The sequence below is a fragment of the Actinoalloteichus fjordicus genome (assembly GCF_001941625.1).
Classification (GTDB): Bacteria; Actinomycetota; Actinomycetes; order Mycobacteriales; family Pseudonocardiaceae; genus Actinoalloteichus_A; species Actinoalloteichus_A fjordicus.
Map to the genome: position 1 here is coordinate 3097002 of NZ_CP016076.1, position 19080 is coordinate 3116081.

Annotated in this window: 23 protein-coding genes and 1 CRISPR repeat array; of the genes, 9 read left to right on the forward strand and 14 right to left on the reverse strand. The window is 70.0% G+C overall.

Annotated elements, in window-relative coordinates; genetic code table 11:
- Positions 1 to 25: 25 nt before the first annotated feature.
- Entirely contained in the window at positions 26 to 919 is an 894-nt protein-coding gene (locus UA74_RS13765) for a LysR family transcriptional regulator (protein WP_075740585.1), read from the forward strand.
- A gap of 161 nt (positions 920 to 1080) precedes the next feature.
- Here the strand turns inward: UA74_RS13765 and UA74_RS13770 are convergent, their stop codons facing one another.
- Positions 1081 to 1653 (reverse strand): TetR/AcrR family transcriptional regulator, encoded by a 573-nt coding sequence (locus tag UA74_RS13770; protein WP_075740586.1) that lies wholly within the window; start codon positions 1651 to 1653, stop codon positions 1081 to 1083.
- Positions 1654 to 1808: 155 nt separating this feature from the next.
- On the opposite strand from UA74_RS13770, the gene UA74_RS13775 reads away from it, so the two are divergent.
- Complete coding sequence (locus tag UA74_RS13775; RefSeq protein WP_083683191.1) at positions 1809 to 3695, forward strand: ABC transporter ATP-binding protein; 1887 nt, start codon at positions 1809 to 1811, stop codon at positions 3693 to 3695.
- A 73-nt stretch (positions 3696 to 3768) separates the two neighbouring features.
- Here the strand turns inward: UA74_RS13775 and UA74_RS13780 are convergent, their stop codons facing one another.
- The 5 genes from UA74_RS13780 to UA74_RS13800 form a co-directional block, all read right to left on the reverse strand.
- Positions 3769 to 5010: a styrene monooxygenase/indole monooxygenase family protein gene (locus UA74_RS13780; RefSeq protein ID WP_075764507.1), complete on the reverse strand. Its 1242-nt coding sequence runs from the start codon at positions 5008 to 5010 to the stop codon at positions 3769 to 3771.
- A 179-nt stretch (positions 5011 to 5189) separates the two neighbouring features.
- On the reverse strand, positions 5190 to 5786 hold the full coding sequence (locus UA74_RS13785; protein ID WP_075740588.1) for a GTP-binding protein: 597 nt from the start codon (positions 5784 to 5786) through the stop codon (positions 5190 to 5192).
- Positions 5761 to 6117, reverse strand: a complete 357-nt coding sequence (locus UA74_RS13790) for a DUF742 domain-containing protein (RefSeq protein WP_075740589.1) — start codon at positions 6115 to 6117, stop codon at positions 5761 to 5763. The genes UA74_RS13785 and UA74_RS13790 overlap by 26 nt, the downstream gene beginning before the upstream one ends.
- Before the next feature lie 25 nt (positions 6118 to 6142).
- Positions 6143 to 6583, reverse strand: coding sequence for a roadblock/LC7 domain-containing protein (locus tag UA74_RS13795; protein WP_075740590.1), 441 nt, complete (start codon positions 6581 to 6583; stop codon positions 6143 to 6145).
- Positions 6573 to 7865: a sensor histidine kinase gene (locus UA74_RS13800; RefSeq protein ID WP_075740591.1), complete on the reverse strand. Its 1293-nt coding sequence runs from the start codon at positions 7863 to 7865 to the stop codon at positions 6573 to 6575. Before UA74_RS13800 ends, UA74_RS13795 begins: the two co-directional genes overlap by 11 nt.
- 377 nt (positions 7866 to 8242) lie before the next feature.
- Here UA74_RS13800 and UA74_RS31790 point away from each other — a divergent pair, with 377 nt between their 5' ends.
- The 3 genes from UA74_RS31790 to UA74_RS13815 all read left to right on the forward strand — a co-directional run bounded on the left by UA74_RS31790 (position 8243) and on the right by UA74_RS13815 (position 10003).
- On the forward strand, positions 8243 to 8746 hold the full coding sequence (locus UA74_RS31790; RefSeq protein WP_157442215.1) for a hypothetical protein: 504 nt from the start codon (positions 8243 to 8245) through the stop codon (positions 8744 to 8746).
- A gap of 134 nt (positions 8747 to 8880) precedes the next feature.
- Positions 8881 to 9450 carry an RNA polymerase sigma factor gene (locus tag UA74_RS13810; protein ID WP_075740593.1) on the forward strand — a complete coding sequence of 190 codons (570 nt, stop codon included), beginning with the start codon at positions 8881 to 8883 and terminating at the stop codon, positions 9448 to 9450.
- The gene (locus tag UA74_RS13815) at positions 9443 to 10003 is read left to right on the forward strand and encodes a hypothetical protein (protein ID WP_075740594.1); all 561 of its coding nucleotides are present in this window, start codon (positions 9443 to 9445) and stop codon (positions 10001 to 10003) included. Before UA74_RS13810 ends, UA74_RS13815 begins: the two co-directional genes overlap by 8 nt.
- Before the next feature lie 50 nt (positions 10004 to 10053).
- On the opposite strand, the gene UA74_RS13820 is transcribed toward UA74_RS13815, so the two are convergent.
- Positions 10054 to 10629: a CGNR zinc finger domain-containing protein gene (locus UA74_RS13820; protein WP_075740595.1), complete on the reverse strand. Its 576-nt coding sequence runs from the start codon at positions 10627 to 10629 to the stop codon at positions 10054 to 10056.
- Between the two features lie 25 nt (positions 10630 to 10654).
- On the opposite strand from UA74_RS13820, the gene UA74_RS13825 reads away from it, so the two are divergent.
- Both UA74_RS13825 and UA74_RS13830 read left to right on the forward strand, forming a co-directional pair.
- Positions 10655 to 10942, forward strand: coding sequence for a hypothetical protein (locus tag UA74_RS13825; protein WP_075740596.1), 288 nt, complete (start codon positions 10655 to 10657; stop codon positions 10940 to 10942).
- 44 nt (positions 10943 to 10986) lie between these two features.
- The gene (locus UA74_RS13830; RefSeq protein WP_157434165.1) at positions 10987 to 11367 is read left to right on the forward strand and encodes a hypothetical protein; all 381 of its coding nucleotides are present in this window, start codon (positions 10987 to 10989) and stop codon (positions 11365 to 11367) included.
- A gap of 327 nt (positions 11368 to 11694) precedes the next feature.
- Here UA74_RS13830 and UA74_RS13835 read toward each other — a convergent pair whose 3' ends face one another.
- From UA74_RS13835 to UA74_RS13860, 6 genes are all read right to left on the reverse strand, one after another.
- The gene (locus UA74_RS13835) at positions 11695 to 12600 is read right to left on the reverse strand and encodes a MarR family winged helix-turn-helix transcriptional regulator (protein ID WP_075740598.1); all 906 of its coding nucleotides are present in this window, start codon (positions 12598 to 12600) and stop codon (positions 11695 to 11697) included.
- A 116-nt stretch (positions 12601 to 12716) separates the two neighbouring features.
- Positions 12717 to 13112 carry a hypothetical protein gene (locus UA74_RS13840; protein WP_075740599.1) on the reverse strand — a complete coding sequence of 132 codons (396 nt, stop codon included), beginning with the start codon at positions 13110 to 13112 and terminating at the stop codon, positions 12717 to 12719.
- Positions 13109 to 13348, reverse strand: coding sequence for a hypothetical protein (locus UA74_RS13845; RefSeq protein WP_075740600.1), 240 nt, complete (start codon positions 13346 to 13348; stop codon positions 13109 to 13111). Before UA74_RS13845 ends, UA74_RS13840 begins: the two co-directional genes overlap by 4 nt.
- Positions 13345 to 13638 carry a hypothetical protein gene (locus tag UA74_RS13850; RefSeq protein WP_157434166.1) on the reverse strand — a complete coding sequence of 98 codons (294 nt, stop codon included), beginning with the start codon at positions 13636 to 13638 and terminating at the stop codon, positions 13345 to 13347. The genes UA74_RS13845 and UA74_RS13850 overlap by 4 nt, the downstream gene beginning before the upstream one ends.
- Complete coding sequence (locus UA74_RS13855; RefSeq protein WP_075740602.1) at positions 13635 to 13970, reverse strand: hypothetical protein; 336 nt, start codon at positions 13968 to 13970, stop codon at positions 13635 to 13637. The genes UA74_RS13850 and UA74_RS13855 overlap by 4 nt, the downstream gene beginning before the upstream one ends.
- A gap of 288 nt (positions 13971 to 14258) precedes the next feature.
- Entirely contained in the window at positions 14259 to 15482 is a 1224-nt protein-coding gene (locus UA74_RS13860; RefSeq protein ID WP_083683192.1) for a helix-turn-helix domain-containing protein, read from the reverse strand.
- A 310-nt stretch (positions 15483 to 15792) separates the two neighbouring features.
- Here UA74_RS13860 and UA74_RS13865 point away from each other — a divergent pair, with 310 nt between their 5' ends.
- Both UA74_RS13865 and UA74_RS13870 read left to right on the forward strand, forming a co-directional pair.
- A complete protein-coding gene (locus UA74_RS13865) occupies positions 15793 to 16419 on the forward strand; it encodes a 2'-5' RNA ligase family protein (RefSeq protein ID WP_075743794.1) in 627 nt (208 codons plus the stop codon).
- Between the two features lie 282 nt (positions 16420 to 16701).
- A CRISPR array of direct repeats spans positions 16702 to 17475; the repeat unit is 37 nt; unit sequence GTGGCACCGGCCCTTCGGGGCCGGTGAGGATCGCAAC.
- 288 nt (positions 17476 to 17763) lie between these two features.
- Positions 17764 to 18255 carry an SRPBCC family protein gene (locus UA74_RS13870; RefSeq protein WP_075740604.1) on the forward strand — a complete coding sequence of 164 codons (492 nt, stop codon included), beginning with the start codon at positions 17764 to 17766 and terminating at the stop codon, positions 18253 to 18255.
- 433 nt (positions 18256 to 18688) lie between these two features.
- Here UA74_RS13870 and UA74_RS33530 read toward each other — a convergent pair whose 3' ends face one another.
- Positions 18689 to 18823, reverse strand: coding sequence for an NUDIX domain-containing protein (locus UA74_RS33530; RefSeq protein ID WP_318533310.1), 135 nt, complete (start codon positions 18821 to 18823; stop codon positions 18689 to 18691).
- Positions 18824 to 19080 lie beyond the last annotated feature (257 nt).

The window sequence follows — 19080 nt, forward strand, 5'->3', positions numbered from 1 at the left end:
GGGTATCAGCCGGTAGGCTTCGTCGGTGGACGATCTCGAGACCCGCGAACTCCGGTACTTCGTCGCCGTCGCCGAGGAACTGCACTTCGGCCGCGCCGCCGATCGGCTCGGGATCGCCCAGCCGCCGCTCTCGCGCGCGATCCGGCTGCTGGAGCGGCGGCTCGGTGTCCGGCTCCTCGACCGTGACCGGCGTGGCGCGGCGCTCACCGACGCAGGCCGGGTGCTGCTCCGCGAGGCCCGCGAGGCCCTCGACGCGGTCGCGGCCGCGGCGCGTCGGACCCGGCGGGCAGGCGAGCCGTCGCGGCCGCTGGTGCTCGTGACGAAGGCCGGGGCTTCGCACGAGCTGCTGCAACGACTCCTCGACGCGGTGGCGAGCGAACCCGATGCGCCACCGATCGACGTCCTGCTGTGCGAGGTCGGCGAGCAGGCGCGGGCGCTGCGCGACGGGCGCGCCGACGTGGCGCTCATGCACCGGCCGGTCGACGACCTCGTCGGGTTCGACACCGAGGACCTCTGCGTCGAAGGCCAGATCGCGCTCCTGCCCGCGAACCATCCGCTCGCCTCCCGCGATCAGCTCACGCTGGCGGAGGTCAGCGACGTGCCGGACCTGCCGATTGCCCGATGGCCCCGGCTCGACGGGTCCTACCCGGACGGCCCTGGGCCGGAGGTGCGCACCCAGTCACAGCTCGCTCAGCTCGTGGCACTCGGCAGGACACTGCTCGTCATTCCCGCCTCCAGCCGTGCCTGGCAGTGGCCCGATCACGTGGCGGTGCCCGTCGTCGACGCGCCCCACATCACCACGGTGATCGCCTGGCCGTCGAGCCGTCACTCACCGGCGACGGCCTCGCTCGTCCGCGCAGCGGCCGCGCTCCGCAGCACCACGCCGCCTGCGCCCGAAGGCCCTGTGCCCGAGGGCTGAGCGCCTGGTGGTGGGGAGGTACGGGTCAGGATGCCTGCTCGACGGCTGCCGCAGCGGACGGCGCCATGATCCGGCGACACGTTGGCGCTGCTCAAGCGGTGCGAGTCGGAACGCCTCGAGCGAGCCGGTCACCCGGCGCGGCCCGCAGGCGGTTCGCCTGCTCAGGCGTCCCGCCCGAGGACGCCGTGTTCCAAGGTCCGAATGACGGACTCGATGGCGGAGTGTCGTGACATGGCCTTCTCGCCGACGGCGTCCCACGCCGCCGAGAGCAGGTACCACAGCATGCGCCGAACCCAGTCGGTGCTGAGGGCGTCGTCGAAGTCGCCAGCGGCCCGCCCGCGTTCCAACATCCGCTCGACCGGCCCCTCGGTCGCGGCCATCCTGGCGTAGAAGGCCTCATTGCAGTCGACGTGCAGCTCGTTGACGATGAACATGACGCGGGGTCCGATGTCGAAGTAGCCGTGCAGCAGGCGGCGCAGCGCCTCACGAGGCGTGCCGTGATCGAGTTCGGCCTCCGCGACCGCCCGGCCGAGCCGCTCGAGCAGGTCCTCCGACATCGCGACGATCAGCTCGGTGCGATCGGTGAAGTAGCGGTGCAGGGTGCTTCGGCCGACCTCGGCCGCCTCCGCGATCTCACTCATCGATGCATACGGGCGTTCCCCCAGCAGCGTGCCTGCTGCCTCGAGGATCGCCTGCCTCGTCCTGGTGCGGAAGCCTGCCTTCACGGTGGACACGGGGACATGGTCCCACCGTGGGCGGCTATCGTGTCAACATGACGCAGTCGTGTCTCGACGCGGCACAGCGGTGTCCCAAAATCGGGCCTTATGGGTCCATTCTGGTACCTTGAGTATTCATCGGGGAGTCGCCGGATCAATCGAGGAGCACAACCGTGACCGCGTCGGTCGAATCGCCCGCCCTGCGTTGGGCGAATCTGAGAGTCCTGTGGTCGTTCGTCCGGCCACATCGTCGAGTGCTGGTCTTAGGCACCGTGCTCGGCCTGGCGACCACCGGCGCCGGGCTGGCGACGCCGATGGTCACCAAGTGGCTGCTGGACGGCCTCGGCGCGCAGGCGCCCATCGGCCCCGCCGTCGGATTGCTGGCGATCCTGCTCGTCGTCGGGGCGGTCGTGGGGCTGATCCAGTGGATCCTCCTGGGCACCCTGGCCGAACGGATCGTGTTCGACGCCCGAGGCTCCATGGTGCGTCGCCTGTTCCGGACCCGGATCGGCGAGCTGTCCGGCCGGTCCAGCGGGGAGCTGGTCACGCGGGTCACCTCCGACACGGTCCTGCTGCGGGAGGCCGCCGCCTCCAGCATCATCCAGCTCGTCAACGGCATCGTGGGACTGCTCGGTGCGCTGCTGTTGATGGCGATGCTCGACTGGGTCCTCTTCGCCACCACCATGGGCGCCCTGGCCATGGTCGGGATCGCCGTCGGCCTGCTCATGCCGAAGATCGCCGTCGCACAGCAGCAGGCCCAGGCGGCCGTCGGCAGGCTCGGCGGCGTGCTGGAGGGCGCGTTGCGTGCGTTGCGCACCGTCAAGGCGAGCCGCGCCGAGGGACGAGAGAGCGAGCGGGTCCTGCACGAGGCCCGCGAGGCCCGCCGGGAGAGCATCCGCGCCGTGCGCATCGACGCGATCGCCTGGACCATCGCGGGAGCGGGCATTCAGATCGCGATCATGCTGATCCTCGCGGTCGGCGCCTGGCGGGTCGGCATGGGCGCGCTGGCGGTCTCGAGCCTGGTCGCCTTCCTGCTCTACGCCTTCCAGCTCATGGACCCGGTGTCGACCCTCACCACCACCTTCAGCCAACTCCAGTCCGGCATCGCCGCCGCCGCACGGATTCGGGAGATCCAGGCCCTCGAGGTGGAGGAGCCCGGGGAGACGTCGAACGGCGCCGCCGAGGGGAGTGCCACGGGCACGGTCCCGCCAGCGCACACCGGCTCCTCGGCGGGACGTACCGACGCCGTGCTCTCGCTGCACGACGTCACCGCCCGCTACGCACCGGGCTCCGCCCCCGCACTCACCGGGGTGAGTCTGGACATCGTCCGCACCGGGCACACCGCCGTCGTCGGCCCCTCCGGAGCGGGCAAGACCAGCATGTTCTCGCTGATCTTGAAGTTCCTCCAGCCCGAGAGCGGCGAACTCCGACTGGACGGCGTCCCCTTCGCCGAGCTGTCCGCCGACGAGGTGCGGCGTCGCATCGTCTACGTCGAGCAGGACACCCCGCTGGTACCGGGAACCCTGCGCGAGAACGTGCTGTACACCCATCCCGACGCCGACGACGAGGCGGTCTGGGCCGCGCTGGCCGAGGTTCGTCTGGCGGACCGGGTGCGGGCGCTGCCCGACGGACTGGACACCTCCGTCGCCGACACGACGATCTCCGGGGGCGAGCGACAGCGCATCGCCCTCGCCAGGGCCCTCGTCTCCGACCCGGAGATCCTGCTGTTGGACGAGGCCACCGCCCAGCTCGACGGACTCACCGAGGCCGCCGTGCACGAGGTCATCTCGCGGGTCGCGGCACAAGGCGCGGTGGTCACCATCGCGCACCGACTCTCCACCGTGATCGACGCCGACCGGATCATCGTGGTGGAGGCGGGCCAGGTGCGAGCACAGGGCACCCATGCCGAGCTGCTGGTGGCCGATGAGCTGTACCGCGACCTGGTGGCGGCACTGCGGATCGCCACCACCGTCGGGCCGCTCCTGGCGGCCGGGACGGCGCCGATCGACGACCAGGCCGTGGCGGTCCCGGCCGTCCTCCCCGGCTCCGTCGTCGGCTAGGCCGGGCGGCGGGGTGGACCGGCCGGAGCTCCGGGGGCGGGCGGGAGCGGCAACTCCCGCCCGCCCCCGGCCCTCAGACGGACTGGCTCGCCGTCACCGAGGCCAGATAGCTCCTGGCCGTGTCGGCGTCGAAGAACCACTCCTGGAGGCTGGTCGGATCGGAGAACCCCGCGACGAACCGGGCCGCGACGGCCGGTGCCTGCGCCGCGGCGCCGAGGATCTCCGGGACGTGCTCGGGCGGGTGCAGCATGGTGTTGGTCCACGAGGTGGCGTGCCGGGCCTCGACCCAGTAGCGGTCGAAGGTCTGCTGCATCCACTCCTGGTCGAACGGCTGGTCGCCGAGTTCCACGATGCTGTCCAGGTAGGACGCCGCGCACCGGCTCGCGTTGTTCGAGCCCTGCCCGGTGATCGGATCGTTGGCCACCACCACGTCGGCCATGCCCAGCACCCGGGCGCCGCCGGGCAGCTCACCGACCGGTCTGCGGACCACCGGGGTGTAGCCGCCCGCGAGGGTGGCCCGGTCGTCGGTGAGTTCCGCCCCCGCGCACCGTGCGTACTCCCACGGCACGTACTGCCTGATCAACTCGAGCATTCGACTCAGGTGATCCTGCGGACCCGGCCGGTCCTGCCAGCAGTCCAGCGGCCCGCCCGGAATCCCCTCGAAGAACAGGATGTCGCAGGGCCCGCTGAGAGTGAGACCGGGGATCACGAACAGCTCGCCCACCCCCGGCATCGCGTTGAACCGCACCGCGGTCGTCTCGGGATGCTCCGGTCGAGGACCGAGACCGTGCACGTAGGCGACCGACAGGGCACGCTGCGGGCTGGTGAACGGGGAGTGCGCGGGGTCGCGGTCGAAGAGCTGCACCAGCTCGCCCTTGCCCGCCGCGATCACCACCAGGTCGTAGAGCCGGGCCAGTGCGTCCAGATCCGAGGTCGTCACGCCGTGGAAGACGACCGTGCCGCCCCGGTCCTCGAACAGCTCCAGCCAGCCCGCCATCTTGAGCCGTTGATCCACCGACTGGGCGATTTCGCCGGTCGGCGCGACCCAGTCCAACACCCGGTCGCCTGCGGGCCCGGCCACCGACAGGCCTAGCCCGGTGATCTTCGGTGCGTCCTCCTCCCACAGGTTCAGCTCGTACTCCCGCTCCTTCTCCAAGGCCGGACCGAACATGCACTGGGTGGACATCACCCGCCCGCTCCGCAGCTCCTCCGGGGTGCGCGCCGACATGATCGTGACCGTGTACCCGTGTGCCAGCAGACTCAGGCCGAGCTGTAAACCGGCCTGGCCCGCCCCGACTATCAACACCTTCCGCATGTGCCACCCTTCGTAGCGCCGTGCTTCGACATGCAACCGGTCGAGTCGCGAGCGTCCGTTCGTCCGTCGTGGAGCCGCCCTCCTGGGGCGGAGCGCGGTCCACTGCGGACGGGCCGGAGACGATGACTCGGCGTCCTGGGATCTCGGCGGACCTCCGCCCGCACCGGCACCTCCCCGGCCTAGGACGGCCCGTAGGAGACGGTGAGGTCCATCGTGTAAGAGACCAGCTCCCGCAGCGCCTCGGCCGTCGAGCCGGGATCGCGCGCGTCACAGGTGGTCAGGGGAGTGTCCGGGGCGAGCGCCAGCGCGTCTCGCACCTCGTCCAGATCGTGGCCCAGCCTGCCGTCGAACTTGTTCACCGCGACGACGAAGGGGATGTCCGAGTCGTTCTCGAAGTAGTTGATCGCTGCGAAGGACTCCTGGATGCGTCGCGTGTCGACCAGCACGATCGCCCCTAACGCGCCGCGGGACAGGTCGTCCCAGAGAAACCAGAATCGGGCCTGGCCCGGCGTGCCGAACAGGTAGAGCACCAGGTCCGGGTGCAGGGTGATCCGGCCGAAGTCCATCGCGACCGTCGTGGTCGTCTTGTCTCCGCTCGGGTCGAGCGTGTCGACGCCCTCGCCCGCCTCCGTCATCCACGCCTCGGTGTTCAGCGGCGGCACCTCCGAGACCGAGGTCACGAAGGTGGTCTTCCCGACGCCGAAGCCACCCGCGATGACGATCTTCGCCGAGATCGTCAACGAGGAGAAGTCAGGCTGGAAGTCTCTTGAGTCCATCGAGAATCCTCTCCAGGATGTGCCGGTCGTACTGATAGGCGTGACCGGTCGGGTGGATGAACACCATCTCCTGGGCGGCAAGGTCGCTGATCAGGACGCGGATCACGCCCAGTGGAGTGGTGAGATGCGTGGAGAGTTCCGCGATCGACATCGTCATCCGCGCTCGTTCGTAGAGCGCTCGTGCCTCCGGCATCAGCGTCTCGCTGAACTCCGGGTCGTAGTGCGGCACCGAGATCAGCGTCTCCACCAGGAGGTGGTGGCGTGGTCTGGTACGTCCGCCGGTGATCGCATAGGGGCGCACCCTGGCGCTGCGCTTCGCGGTCGTGGCCATCCGTCGTCGGTCCTCCTCCGGCGGTTCAGTCGCTGGTGCGGCGGGCGGTGACCACGCGCCGCAGGTCGGAGCGGACCTGCGGGGTCAGCGCATGTCCTGCGTTGTCGACGAACTGCGTCATCTCGTAGGCGACGACCTTCATGTCGCAGCCCGGCGACGTGAGCACGGCGAGCCCGGCGTCCTCGCCGATCCCCATGAAGAGGAAGTACCCGCCGGTCAGTCGGATGATGATCTGCTCGCAGCTGCCCTTGCCGAAGAGCGTGGCGCTGTTGCGCGCGAGGCTGAGCAGTCCGCTGGAGATCGCCGCGAGCTGCTCGGCGTCGTCGCGGTCGACGGAGTCCGACGAGGTCAGCGGGAAGCCGTCCGAGGACATGATCAGGGCGTGCGTCACCCCGTGCACCCGGTCGACGAAGCCGTTGACCAGCCAGGCGAAGTCGCGCGGCCGCGTGTCGTTGTCAGTCGTCATGGACTGTCTCTCCATCTCGCTTCTGCTGGTCCTCCGCGTGCCTGCCCGCCCTGGCCGCCTGCTCGCCGTCGGCGAACGCGCCCAGGTCGGAGACGAGCTGTGCCCGACCTGCCCTCGCCTGCGCCTCGCCTCGGGAGGGCACGGCCGCCGGGGTTCTCGGCGCCGACTCCTCCGGCCGGACATCGGTGCGCAGGCTGCGTGAGATCCGTCGGGGCAGGCCGCTTGACGTGGTCGTCTCCACTTCTCGCAGGGCGGCCGCCGTCGGGGACGCGGCCGAGGAGTCGCCTCGCCTGCCCGCAGGCAGTCGTCGAGGCAGTCCGCTCGCCGTCACCTCGCTCGGCGGCGAATCCGCTGCCCTGGGGGCGGGCATCGAGGCCCGAGGCGTCGTCTTGCCCGGCGGCTCCGCGGGCTTCACCCAGGCGGCGGGCGCGGTCTCTCGAACCAGTTCGGTGCGCAGCAGCACCGAGGCGGTCGTGCCGTGCGGGGCCCGCCTGCCGAGCCACACCTTGATCTCGTGTTTGCGGGCGAGCGAGCGGACGACCGCGAGGCCCATGTGCTCGATCGAGTCGTTGTCCAGCCGAGGCGCGGAGACCAGCCGCTTGTTGAGCACGGCGATGCGTTCGGCCGGGAGTCCGATTCCGGCGTCCTCGACCCGCAGCAGCACACTGCCCTGCTCGGTGATGTGCGCGCTCACCGTGACGGTGGAGTTCGGCGGCGACTGCGCCGCCGCGTTGTCCAGCAGTTCGGCCACCAGCCTGCTCACGTCGTCGGCGGCGAACCCTGCCACCGCGAGTCCCGCCACCCGACCGATCTCGATGCGGGTGTACTGCTCGATGGAGGACATGGCCGCCCGGATCACGTCGATCAGCGAGGTGGTCTCCTCGGTGGTCGAGCCCGCCTCCTGCCCGGCCAGCACCCGCAGGTTCTCCGCGTTCCGCCGCAGCCTCGTGGCCAGGTGATCGAGGCGGTAGAGCCGCTTCAGGGTGTCGGGGTCGTCCTCGTCGACCTCCATCTGCTCCAGCATCGCCAGCAGGGAGTCGACCAGGTTGAGATCGCGGACCGCGATGCCCGCGCACATGCCTGCCAACACGTCGTCGCCCACTCGCGGCGTGACGGGACGGGCCTGCGGCGGGTCCTGGAACGGGGACGGCGGCGCCTTCGCCACGGGCGAGGCAGGCACGGGCGTCAACAGCTGCGCCGCTGCCGTTCGTGCCTGTGCCAGCAATGCCTTGGCACCATGCCGTCGGTACCGGTCGAGCAGGGATCGAGCACGGCTCACCATTCGGACTCGCAATCGTCGGCGCTGCTCCGCACGGCGGCGATCATAAGGGCTTTGAGTACGCGCCCAGGTACTGAGGGTGACGTCCGGCGTGGCTCGGGGTACTTCGACGGCATCGGCGCAGCGTATCCGAACGGTTGCTCTGAGTGGATACGTGCCTGCGTGTGCGGGGTGTCCGACGAGGCGAGCCGCTGTGTGTGCGCGGCCTCTGCCGAGGTGCGGGCGGCGCGGGCCGCTCGGCGCGTTCGTTTCTCGGCGGGGCCGCCGGAAGTGATCGGCGTCACGGCGGCCCCGGCAACCTTGTCGGTCCCCGGTCGCGTGCTTCGAAGTGAAGTGTCGTCGATCTTGTCGACACCGAGCCAATGAGAAGAGGTCACCTCGTGCGCATCAACCGCAAGGCGCTGACGGGTGCGATCGCGGCAGCCGGGCTCGCGCTGATCGTCGTGGCGGCTCCGGCCGTCGGGGAGGTCGTGGCCGGGTCCTCGGACGAGTCCGTTCAGGAGTCGACAACGGCGCAGGCACCGTCGGACGAGACGGGGGACCGGCAAATCGCCGGGCCGCCCGCGCCGCCGGTGGCGGACCCGCCTGCGCCGCCGTCGGGGGAGGTGCCGGTTCCGCCGCCGTCGAACCAGGTGCCGCCCACACCGTCGGAGGCGCCTGCTCCTCCGGTGGCCGAGCCGCCGGTGGCGGTCCCTCCGTCGGTGGAGGCGCCGGTGCCGCCCTCGGAGGAGGTGCCGCCTACGCCGTCGGAGGTACCCGCTCGTCCGGTGGCCGAGCCGCCCGTGGCGGTCCCGCCGCCGTCGGACCAGGCTCCGCCCACGCCGTCTGAGGTACCCGCTCCTCCGGTGGCCGAGTCGCCTGCGCCTCGAGCGTCCGAGTCGTAGGACGCTGAGGAACCACGATCGGTCGACGGACGGTCGGTTCATCATTCATCGCAGGCTGCGAGTCGGCAGGCGGGGGCGCTGTCACGCAGGCGGCGCCCCCGTGGCGGGCCCGTGGAACAGGAGACGACTTCGAAGTGAGTGCTTCGCACACACATTCGTCCCCGGCAGCGACCTCCGACGATGAGGCGTTTCGCCGTTGCTTCGACGAGTACGTCGAGGGTGTGCGGTTCACCGCGCGGCTGTTGTGCGGCGACTGGCACCGGGCCGAGGATCTGACTCAGAGCGCCTTCCTGAAGGTCTATCTCGCGTGGCCTCGGCTGTACCAGCGCGATCGTCTCGGGGGTTACCTTCGCCAGGTGGTGGTGCGGACCTTCGTGTCCGAGCACCGCAGGCTGTGGCGCAGGCGGGAGTGGCTGACGGACTCGACCCCGGAGCGCCCCGCCGAGGCGGCTCCCGACGACGATCGGATCGTGCTGTTGGACGCGCTGGCGACCCTGCCCGCACGCCAACGGGCGGTCCTCGTCCTGCGGTACTGGCACGATCTCGGGATCAGCGAGGCTGCCGCGGCACTGGGCTGCACGGCGGGGACTGTCAAGAGCCAGACGTTCAAGGCCCTGGCGACTCTTCGTACACGACTGGGTGATCAGTTCGCCGAACGTGTCGCGGCATCGTCATCGACGGATGGAGTGAGAGGCGATGCCTGAGGAGGATCTCCGGGCGGACTTCGCCCGTCTCGCGCAGCAGGAGCCGCCGCCGACCGGGCTGCATGCCGACAAGATCATCCGACTCGCGCGCCGACGACGTCGAGTGCGGCGGACGGTGGGGATGCTGATCAGCGGCGGGTTGACGGCAGCGGTGATCATCCTGGCCGCGGTCGTACTGCCGGGCGGCCCCGACGACGCGCCGCCCGCGATTCCCGCCGGTCCGACACCCTCGTCACGCGACAGCGCCCCGAGCGTCCACCCGGAGGTCGAGGTGGTCCCGGACGATGAGAGGGCGGGCGAAGCCCCTCCGGAGCCCGACGAACCGGCCTCGCCGACAATGCCGCCTCCGCCAGAGGAACCCGTCCTGCCTGCGAGCCCGCCTCCGCCGGAGCAACGGAACTCTCCGTCGCACGAGAGCGACCTGACTGCCGGGATGGATCCCCCGGACGTGGACGGTCAGCCCGGCGTCGCAGAGCCGGATATGCGCGGACCCGACCTTCCGCCGGAGGAGGAGGCGGGCCTGGCCCCGCCTGCCCCGCAGAACTCCGGGTGAGGACCGTGCCGCTGCGCAGGCGCGGTGCTCGGTGACCCTGGTCGACGAGGTCAGGTGACCTGTTCGGTCGTCCTACCCTCGTGTCGGGTTCCGCCGTCCCGCCCCTCGGCCGCGTGCCGCCTGCGATGGTCGGCGACGTACACGCGGTTGGCGCATCGAGTCGAGCAGAACCGCCGTCGTCCATTGCGTGAGCTGTCCACGTACACGACCTCGCAGCCGTCCCGCGCGCACGAGCCGAGGCGCGTCGCGTCCTGGCAGATCGCCGTCGCCAACCCGGCTGCGGTGTAGGCCCGGAGCCGTTCCTCCAGCGGGCGTTGTTCGTCGGCGAAGTGCAGGTGTGGCGTGCGTCCGTGGTGTTGAGAGACGTAGGGCCGGGCGGCCGACTCGGCGAGCAGTTCGTTGACGCGGTCGACCTGCCGGTCCAGGTCGGTCTCGTCGAACATCGGCCGAAGCCGGGCAGCCCAGTCGAGAAGCCGCCCGGTCTGCTGCGGGGTCGGCCGCTGCCTGGGCAGATAGTCGTGGGTCACGAGGAGTTCGTACAGGTCGTCAGGGGAGGCGTCCGGCCCGAGGTTGACCAGCGCCGCCGCCATCTCGGCAGCCAGCCCGCCGTAAGGGTTGAAATACACTGAACCATGACACCACGCTGGGCGGATGAGTGTCGACCGGCGATCGAAACCGCGCTGCCCCTCCTGCGGTCGGGAGGATCTCGTCGAGGCCTCCCGGCACCGCACGTCGGAGGGCATGCTGAGCTACCTGCGCTGCTCCTGCGGTCGATGGCTGGTCGTGCGGTCGGCGACCCTGCTGGCCACGGCCATGCCGGGCTGGTGGGAGCCTGCCTCCGCTCGCGAGCGCGCGCCCTGGCGCAGGCGGGCCCGGGCGCAGTCCGTGCTCGACGACGGATCGGAGTCGCAGGCGCGGGAGACGCGCGGGCGGCTCTGACCGTCGACCCGTTCGGAGATCACCCGGGCGGGTAACCTGACGCCGTGAGCGAGCCGGCCGGACAGTCGCGAGCAGTCCCGAGCGACTTCTTCCCGCTGGATGCCCGCGTCCTCTCTCGGGATAGCCCGCCGAGATGGGGCGTCGTCGTCGACGACGGGCCGATGCCCGCAGGCCTGGTGCCCGTCCTGTGGGACGGCGACTTCTCCCCGATGACCGAGCACGTCACCGCGCTGCTGCTCGTCCCGCCGCCCGACATCGCGACGACGTCACCGCACCTCGCCATGGCGGGCACGTCCGGCCGCAGATGGCGCCGCTCGCCCGGCGTGGTGTTCCTCGCCCTCGGCGACGGCGGCACCGAGTACGGCAGCACCGAGCATGGCGCCGCAGCGGACGGTGGCCTGGAGTACGGCGACGCGGGCGGCTGAGCCTGCGTGCAGACGGCTGCTACAGGTAGATGTCGCCGCTGGTCACCGTTCCACGCCGAGGCGGCATCCACGGTGGTCGAGAACCGCGGGTTCAGCGCAACCCCCGGCGTGGCGCGAAGGTATCCGGAGTACGTGATCTCCGCGTGTGCCACGAAATGCCGGTTCCCGTCGCCGGATCGGGCCGCCGCATCGACGTTCCGCTCCATGGCAGACACCCGCTGCCGAGCGGCCGCGCTCTCCTGACGTCGCGCGGCGGGCAGGCGAGCCTTCTCCCTGCGGTACCGAGCGTCGACGCCTTCTCGTGCCCCCCTCGTCGGGATCTCCGGCTCACGTCCGCAGCCTGCCCAGCAGCGCGACCAGCACCGCCCGTTCCGTCGGCCGCAGGGCGGTGTCGGTGAGGCCGGCGGTCGTGACCGCGCGCAGCGTCTCCACCACCTCGATCAGGAACTCCGCACCCGAGGGCGTCAGCGCCAGCCGCCGGGCGGCGCGGGTTCCCTGCACCACCAGATATCCGCGTTCCGAGAGGCGGGTGACGCTGTGATCGAGGCTGCGGGGCGGCAGATCCAGCGCCGTGTTCGCGATGGCCTTGCGCATCGGACGCGGGGCCCGTGCGAGCAGCCGCAGCAGGCGATAGTCGTAGACGGTGATCCCGTGCGCGTGCCGGAGGGCCTCGGCGGGCTGCACCGTCCACCGCTGCACGGCGGCCAGCAGCGCCTCCCACACCAGCCAGGGCTCGGCGGTGTCGGCGTTGCCCGCCTGCGGGCCGGGCGTCGTGCCGCCGTTCGCCGCGAGCGGGTAGGGCCGGGTGATCGGAGAGGAGCCTGCCGCTGACCCGGTCGGTGCGGTTGCGGGTGACGGCGACACGGCTGCGGGCAGTCGTGTGGGAACCGACGGGTGAATGCGCGGAATCACCTGAAGCGGCAGCTTCGTCGTGCCGCCGGACTGACCGGTTCGGCCGGCAGGAGCGGCGGCGGCCTGCGATGTCGCGGCCTGCCCGGCGGAGTCGTGCGTGACGTCCGTGTGCCTGCCTGCGGGTCCGACGTCGGTGCCGCCTGCCTGTGCCGAGCAGGCTCCCGCCTCGCGGGCGGCCTGCGGCGGTGTCCGGGAAGTTGTGCCGCTCGGGGCCTGCCCGGCAGTGTCCGGCTTGACGGCGTTCTGTCGAGTGGCGGCCTGTTCGGTGGCGGCCTGTGCGGCGAAGGCCTGCGGCGGCCTGGGCGTCTGTTCGTCGGGCATGGGCCCGGTCTCTCCTTGTCGTCGAAAGAGGTGCCTCGACCTGCCGCGGCTGTCCGATCGCGCAGGCGAAGCGGGGTTCGATGGTTGTTCGAGGGCGATGGGCGGCGGTCGGGGAGTCAGGGCGCGAGACGCGGGGCGGCAGCGGGCAGCGCACGGCGCGTGCTCCCCGCGAGCGGCGGTCGCTCCGGAGCCGACGTTCGAAGACCCGTGCCGTCGCCGCCTGCGGCGCGAGGCGGTGGCGGGGCAGGCCCGGCGGCGCCGAAGTTCTGCGTCGGCCCAGGCACGCCAGTCGCCTGCTCGACGCAGTACCAACACGGCCGAACGCCGATCAGCCGAAGATCGCCGTCCACGTCGCAGGCAGGCGACGGACTCACGATCACCGGGGCCCCGCAGGCGGCGACCACCGCCGTCCCCTCGGCCGGGCGGCGTCCCCACACCAGATGTCGGTCCAGGCACAGCCCGGCCTGCGGCAGGGCGTCCTGAGTGAACCAGCACGCCGAGTCCGCGCTCATCGGACGACCGCCAGAGTCCTCGGCGCGGGAACCCGATCATCGTCGGTATGCGGCAGGCACAGCGGGCATCGCTGCTCGTCGTAGAAGCAGACGGTCAGGGGACGACGATTCATCGCCCGGAACTCGACCTCCGGGGCACACAACGGTCGGACGGGGCCGTAGCCGTTCCACTGCGCCGAGGCCAGATGCGTGTCCCCCGACCGCACCGTCCGCACGAACCACGCCACACTGGTCACGAGTCCACCGCCGGAAAGCACGTCGCGCAGCGCAGCAGCCGCACCCACTCGTCCACCGGCACGAGGACCGCCCCACAGACGGCGACGGTCACCGAGCGGTAGCCGTCGTCCCGCCGATGCTCCAACCGCCGGAACCGGCCTGCCCAACGTTGGTTGTCGGGCGCCTCGACAGTACCGACCGCCCGATCGACGGCGGCGGCATCACAGTCACGAGGCCCGTCGGCGGTCTCGGCCCGTTGTCCCCACTGCCGACGGCGGGGCGGTGTCGGGGCGAGGACCGTCGGCGTCACGTCAGGCTCCCGGAGAAGGCCCGCACCCACCCGTCCGGAGTCGCGGCGGACCGTCGGCGAGCCGCCACCACCGCACCCGCCCGACACTGAGCAGCGACGACGTCGAGCCGTCGGCGCACGGCTGCCCGCCGCTGGATTGCCTGTTCCTCGGCCTCGTCCCGCGCCGCCACCGTGCGCAGGTTCGCGGCGCGCAACCGAGCCCACTCCCGCCGCGACGGGGACCGCCGCACCGGGTGCGCTCGCCGCCACCGCCGCCACGCGAGTTCCACCGAGGGCAGCCCGACACACAGCACGACCAGAACCAGGAACAACGGGTCTTCGGTGAGGGTCATGACGCCACCGACCCCGGTGCCTGCTCCGCGCGCGAACGCCAGCCCGGCTTTGTCTCCGTGTTCTCACGCGGCTTGTCAGCTGGAACGGCAGACGCCACCTGTTCGCAACATCGTGTCATTCGCTGCCAACGCCTGAGCACGTCGCCACGACGCTTCGGGCTCGAACTCAGCCGGGTGAGCCGACTTCGACAACCTGTGCCCACTTCATCACCTCCGGTAATCATCGGTGACGTTAGGCGCGCAAGCAGGGATGAAAGGGGACAGATCGTCCCCCTTGACACCCTGTCCCTAGGCGAGGATGTCGAGCCGCTCGGCGAGTCTGGTCGCTTCGGAGCGAATCGTGGATCGGCCGGTCGTGGCCAGGCTGATGACGACGTCCCGTGCAGAAACACTGAACCGCAACGCCTCGGAGGAGTAGCGCTCCGCTTGGAGCAGCGGGATCAGTGCGCCGCTGTCACGCTGTTGGTGCAGGGCACGGGACACGTTGACCAGGTGCGAGGCCTGCCAACTCCGCGAGGGGATGGCATCGACGTCGACATCGTCGGCGTGCCGCAGTGCCTCAGTGGCGTCGCCGAGAGACTGGGCTATCCAGGTCTTGTGGAGATCGACGTGTTGCCGACTGAACCCATGGTGATGATGTCCATAGTGGGGTGACAGCGTGTCGACGACAGTTGCCGCTCGCTCCCAGTGCACCCACGCGGACGGGTCCTTGAGCTGGCGAGCCGTGGTCGAGGCTCGTGCCAGCTGTACCGCACCCCAGAGGGCACGGGTCTCATCGTCACCGTCGGCAAGTCGGGGATCGAGAGTGCGAGTCGCCGTCTCCAACATCTCCAAGGCCTGTTCAGCACGATCGGTGACACGGAGAGCGAACGACGAGTACAGCAGCGATGCCGCCCGGGCGGCAGGGTCGTCGGCATCTTCACCGGTCTGCTGCCCTCGGTCGACCGACAGCCAGTACCAGTGCCTGCCGTTCTCCTGCCAGGCAAGATATGCCTGACACAAGTGGTAGACATCCGCCAGCGCACCGCGCGCCCGCTTGCGTGCATCCCCTTCGGACTCACGCACCGCAGCCCGGCCGGCTCGGATCAGACCGGGAAGCTCTCCTGCGGCATAGGTCCGCTGGGTAGGGGAGGAGTGCCAGTCACGCCAGGCCCGCGCCACCGCCGCTGTGTAATGGTCGACGGAAGGCGCGGCCTCGGTGTCGGGCAGATACTCCGTCAGCGCGTGTCCGACCATCTCCGCAGCCGGATGAGCGGGACATTCCGCGATCTGCACCGGGGCAGAGAGATCACCGCCGTACAGTGCGGCGAGATCCCGTATTCCCAGTTCACGTGCCACCTGCGCCGCCATGCCCAACGGCAGACCACGCTCACCACGTTCGATCTTCTTCAGCCAGTCTTCGGACTTCCCGACCAAGCCTGCCAACACGGCGCGAGACTTCCCGCTACGTTCCCGGTGTCTGCGCAACCGGCTGCCGACGTCACGACGATGGTCTGCATTGCTCACAGGCATGGGAGATCACGTCCACTCGTCTCGGCGAAGCCGCAGCCTCGCGCTGCCGTTTTGCCTCCATGACGAGTCTAGGCAGAGAGAACGACGATGCGTCGTCGCCTGATAGCTGTCGGTATATTGACGGCAGTGGGACGGCGAACCGGAAGAGGCTATGCCGGATCTGCAGATGTGGTTGGCCGCTGCGCGCTTGTCCGACACTCCCTCCACCTTGTTTGGCGGGGCGGAGCTTTGTGAGACTGATTGACCAGGCTGCGGCGGTCCATAAATGCTTGGAGCTGTGTCTGCGTAGGAGGAGCCCCGCGTGGAATCGATGGCGGATCACTGGTGGTGGCGGCCGGGATGGCGAGTCGGCCGGTCGTTCTGGACCTGGCATGTCACGTTCGCCGCCCAACCGGGCGTGCAAGCCCTCGTCGACGCCTATGCACCCTGCTTCGACGGCCTGGGCGGGCTCGACCCGGTTCCCGTCGAGTGGCTGCACTTGACCATGCAGGGTCTCGGGTTCACGGATGAGGTGGAGCACACCGACGTCGACGCCATCGTGCTCGCCGCGCGCCGTCGCTTCGCGGAGGTAGCACCGTTCGCCGTGACGGTCGGTCCGGCCGGACTCGATCCGGAGACGGTCCACCTGCCCGTGCGCCCGGCCGAGCCGCTGATCGAGACCCGCAGTGTTCTGCGCTCGGCGATCAACGACGTCTGGGATCACGTACCAGAACGCGCCGATGGCTGGCGACCTCACGTCACCCTCGCCTACTCCAACGTGAGCGGCCCCGCCGAACCGATCGCAGACCGTCTCGCCGCGCACGGTGCGCACATCGCGGAAGTCACCGTCTCGGCCCTGAGCCTCATCGAACTAAACCGTGATCACCGACAGTACGAATGGACCGACGTCGCGACCGTGGGTCTCACCGGATCACGCAGCGACATGGCCACTGAGTGACTGATGGGACTGAAAGACCCCGTCCGGTCCACTCTGGAGACTGACGCGACCTGCCGAGCTTGCCCGTTCGATGCTGCCGCTCTCGGTACTGTCCGATGACTTCCTACGTTCGCCAGCAGCGAGGGATGAAGGGCTGCTGATCCACTGGCCTTGTCGCTGGCCGCTTAGGGAGGGCAAGCGTCGGGCGACACGCCGTGTCACTCCGAACCGTCTGCCGGGCGTGTCGGTCAACATCCGATAACCTCACGACGTCTCGAACTGCAATGCCCCTGTACAAGCAGGGTGGCACCGGCCCTTCGGGGCCGGTGAGGATCGCAACCCCCACAGGTACACCCCCCCCTGCACGGGTACGGGTGGCACCGGCCCTTCGGGGCCGGTGAGGATCGCAACCACTCCTGGAAGGCGCGGCCGGCCTCTCGCTGGCCCGGTGGCACCGGCCCTTCGGGGCCGGTGAGGATCGCAACTCCTTTCGTCGTGCCCCGGCCGGTCCGGCCGGGGCGGTGGCACCGGCCCTTCGGGGCCGGTGAGGATCGCAACCGCTGCGACCACCAGCGCCGCCGGTGACGCTGGCCGGTGGCACCGGCCCTTCGGGGCCGGTGAGGATCGCAACCAGCGGCTGTGACCGATCACCCCACCGGTGACCACACGTGGCACCGGCCCTTCGGGGCCGGTGAGGATCGCAACCTGGAGCACTGCCGCCACGTGGCTGGCGTAGAACTCGGGGGTGGCACCGGCCCTTCGGGGCCGGTGAGGATCGCAACGAGATCCGCGCCGCCTCATCGAGGAGTAGGCCGACGGGTGGCACCGGCCCTTCGGGGCCGGTGAGGATCGCAACTCGAGGATGCGGGGGTTGTACTCCCCCGGGTAGGGGGTGGCACCGGCCCTTCGGGGCCGGTGAGGATCGCAACCCGACCTCGTGAAGGGCGGTGTCCCCGGAGTCCGTCAGTGGCACCGGCCCTTCGGGGCCGGTGAGGATCGCAACCATCGCGTCCGTGCAGTTGCCGGATCTCGGAGTGCGGGTGGCACCGGCCCTTCGGGGTCGGTGAGGATCGCAACACCTACTTCGACACCGCCACCGAACCCGTGCCCTGGGCCGATCAGAACAAGCCACGCTGTCGGCGTACGAGTCGCAATGCAGCGCCGCGCACGCCACCGAGTACACGACGACCATCGACATCCGTAAGCTCAGCGACGAGCCAGCGGTCGAGTCGGCGTCGGCACATCGAGATGATCGACTACACAGGGTGATGCATGTCAACCCGGCGGCGCCCTGATTTGCCGAGCTCAGCGCGCCCGGCGCTGTTAACGTGCGCTCGCACATCTGAGAATTCGGAGCGCGCCGCCATGAAGTACACCGTCTCGATCGAGATCGCTCTGCCGAGGGAGCGAGTGGTCCAGCTGCTGGCAGACCCGGCGCATCTGCCGGAGTGGCTGCGGGGCTTGGTGCTGCACGAGCCGCTCAGTGGCACACACGGGCAGGTCGGCACCACGTCGCGAGTCGTGATGCAGATGGGCAAGCAGAAGATGGAGTGCACCGAGACCATCACACGTCGGGAACCGGTGGACCTGCACGCGATACCGAGGGACATTGTTGTTCATTTCGACCGCGAGATCGTCGGCGAGGGCATGTGGAGCGCCGTGCGCGACCGGCTGACCGAGGCCGGTCCGCAGTCGACGCTCTGGCAGAGCGAGAACGAGTATCGGTTCAGCGGCTTGCTGATGCGGCTGGTCGGGCTCTTGATGCCCGGCGCCTTCCGCAAGCAGTCGCAACAGCACATGCAGGACTTCAAGGCATTCGCCGAGCAGGGACAAGATGTCCGCGACGCAGAGGGCTGATCAGCGGTCTTCGATAGGTGACTTCTTCTCAACCCTCTCCCCGAAGGACAGCCGGGTGGGTGGGGGCAGTCCCCGCTAAACCGATCGCCGACCGTCTTGCCGCGCACGAACGCGCCCATCGCGATTCGGGAGAGCGGGCCGTCGCAGGCTCAGAGCCACGGTTCCTGCCGCCCAACCGGGGCCATCGCGTCGGGGTGTGCAGCCGCGCCGCCCGGGTGGAGATCGACAGCTGGTAGCCCTCGGCCATTCGCACGCCGCCGACTTCGGCGACCGGTATCAGAGCGATCTCGTTGTGCTCGTGCGAGAGCACCGGGTCGGCCTCGGTGTCGTCGGGATGACAGCCGTAGGTCACGAACAGCACTGTCTTGCGGGCGAGCGCGATGTAGTAGGGCCAGGCATCCAGAATTGGACCCGTCGTGACGGGCCACGAGGATCACTCGACGATTTCCCGCGTCACGCCTTTCTCGGGTGTCTTACCGAGTTTGAGACGGCCGCCGGGCCGCTCCCACTCGTCGCGCTCGTTGCGCAGCAGGAGAACGGCACCGTCGCGGATGACGACGCCGTTGATTGAGACGGGTTACCCGCCGGGGATCGTCATCGGGTCCCCACTGTGCGTAGGCGACAAGCAGAACCTAGCTGCTGACGGCCGCACCGACCAGAAATTCTGAGCAGGTCGACAGACACCGCGACCTTGTCCACCGCTGGCACGTGACGATGGACGTTGCGATCCTCACAGGGGCTGACCTGCGGAGCCGGCGCTGATGTGCGCCGATCGCCGTCGCAGGGACGCGATCAGGCTACCGCCCGGATCTAGAGCCGTCGTCC

Excerpts from the sequence above, each read along its gene's own strand:
- UA74_RS13815 (WP_075740594.1), top strand. The coding sequence starts at position 9,443 with ATGCCTGAGGAGGATCTCCGGGCGGACTTCGCCCGTCTCGCGCAGCAG.
- UA74_RS13855 (WP_075740602.1), bottom strand. The coding sequence starts at position 13,970 with ATGACCCTCACCGAAGACCCGTTGTTCCTGGTTCTGGTCGTGCTGTGT.
- UA74_RS13795 (WP_075740590.1), bottom strand. The coding sequence starts at position 6,583 with ATGACGACTGACAACGACACGCGGCCGCGCGACTTCGCCTGGCTGGTC.
- UA74_RS13780 (WP_075764507.1), bottom strand. The coding sequence starts at position 5,010 with ATGCGGAAGGTGTTGATAGTCGGGGCGGGCCAGGCCGGTTTACAGCTC.
- UA74_RS13785 (WP_075740588.1), bottom strand. The coding sequence starts at position 5,786 with ATGGACTCAAGAGACTTCCAGCCTGACTTCTCCTCGTTGACGATCTCG.
- UA74_RS13835 (WP_075740598.1), bottom strand. The coding sequence starts at position 12,600 with ATGCCCGACGAACAGACGCCCAGGCCGCCGCAGGCCTTCGCCGCACAG.
- UA74_RS13865 (WP_075743794.1), top strand. The coding sequence starts at position 15,793 with ATGGCGGATCACTGGTGGTGGCGGCCGGGATGGCGAGTCGGCCGGTCG.
- UA74_RS13790 (WP_075740589.1), bottom strand. The coding sequence starts at position 6,117 with ATGGCCACGACCGCGAAGCGCAGCGCCAGGGTGCGCCCCTATGCGATC.
- UA74_RS13870 (WP_075740604.1), top strand. The coding sequence starts at position 17,764 with ATGAAGTACACCGTCTCGATCGAGATCGCTCTGCCGAGGGAGCGAGTG.
- UA74_RS13840 (WP_075740599.1), bottom strand. The coding sequence starts at position 13,112 with ATGAGCGCGGACTCGGCGTGCTGGTTCACTCAGGACGCCCTGCCGCAG.
- UA74_RS13800 (WP_075740591.1), bottom strand. The coding sequence starts at position 7,865 with ATGGTGAGCCGTGCTCGATCCCTGCTCGACCGGTACCGACGGCATGGT.
- UA74_RS13860 (WP_083683192.1), bottom strand. The coding sequence starts at position 15,482 with ATGCCTGTGAGCAATGCAGACCATCGTCGTGACGTCGGCAGCCGGTTG.
- UA74_RS13825 (WP_075740596.1), top strand. The coding sequence starts at position 10,655 with ATGAGTGTCGACCGGCGATCGAAACCGCGCTGCCCCTCCTGCGGTCGG.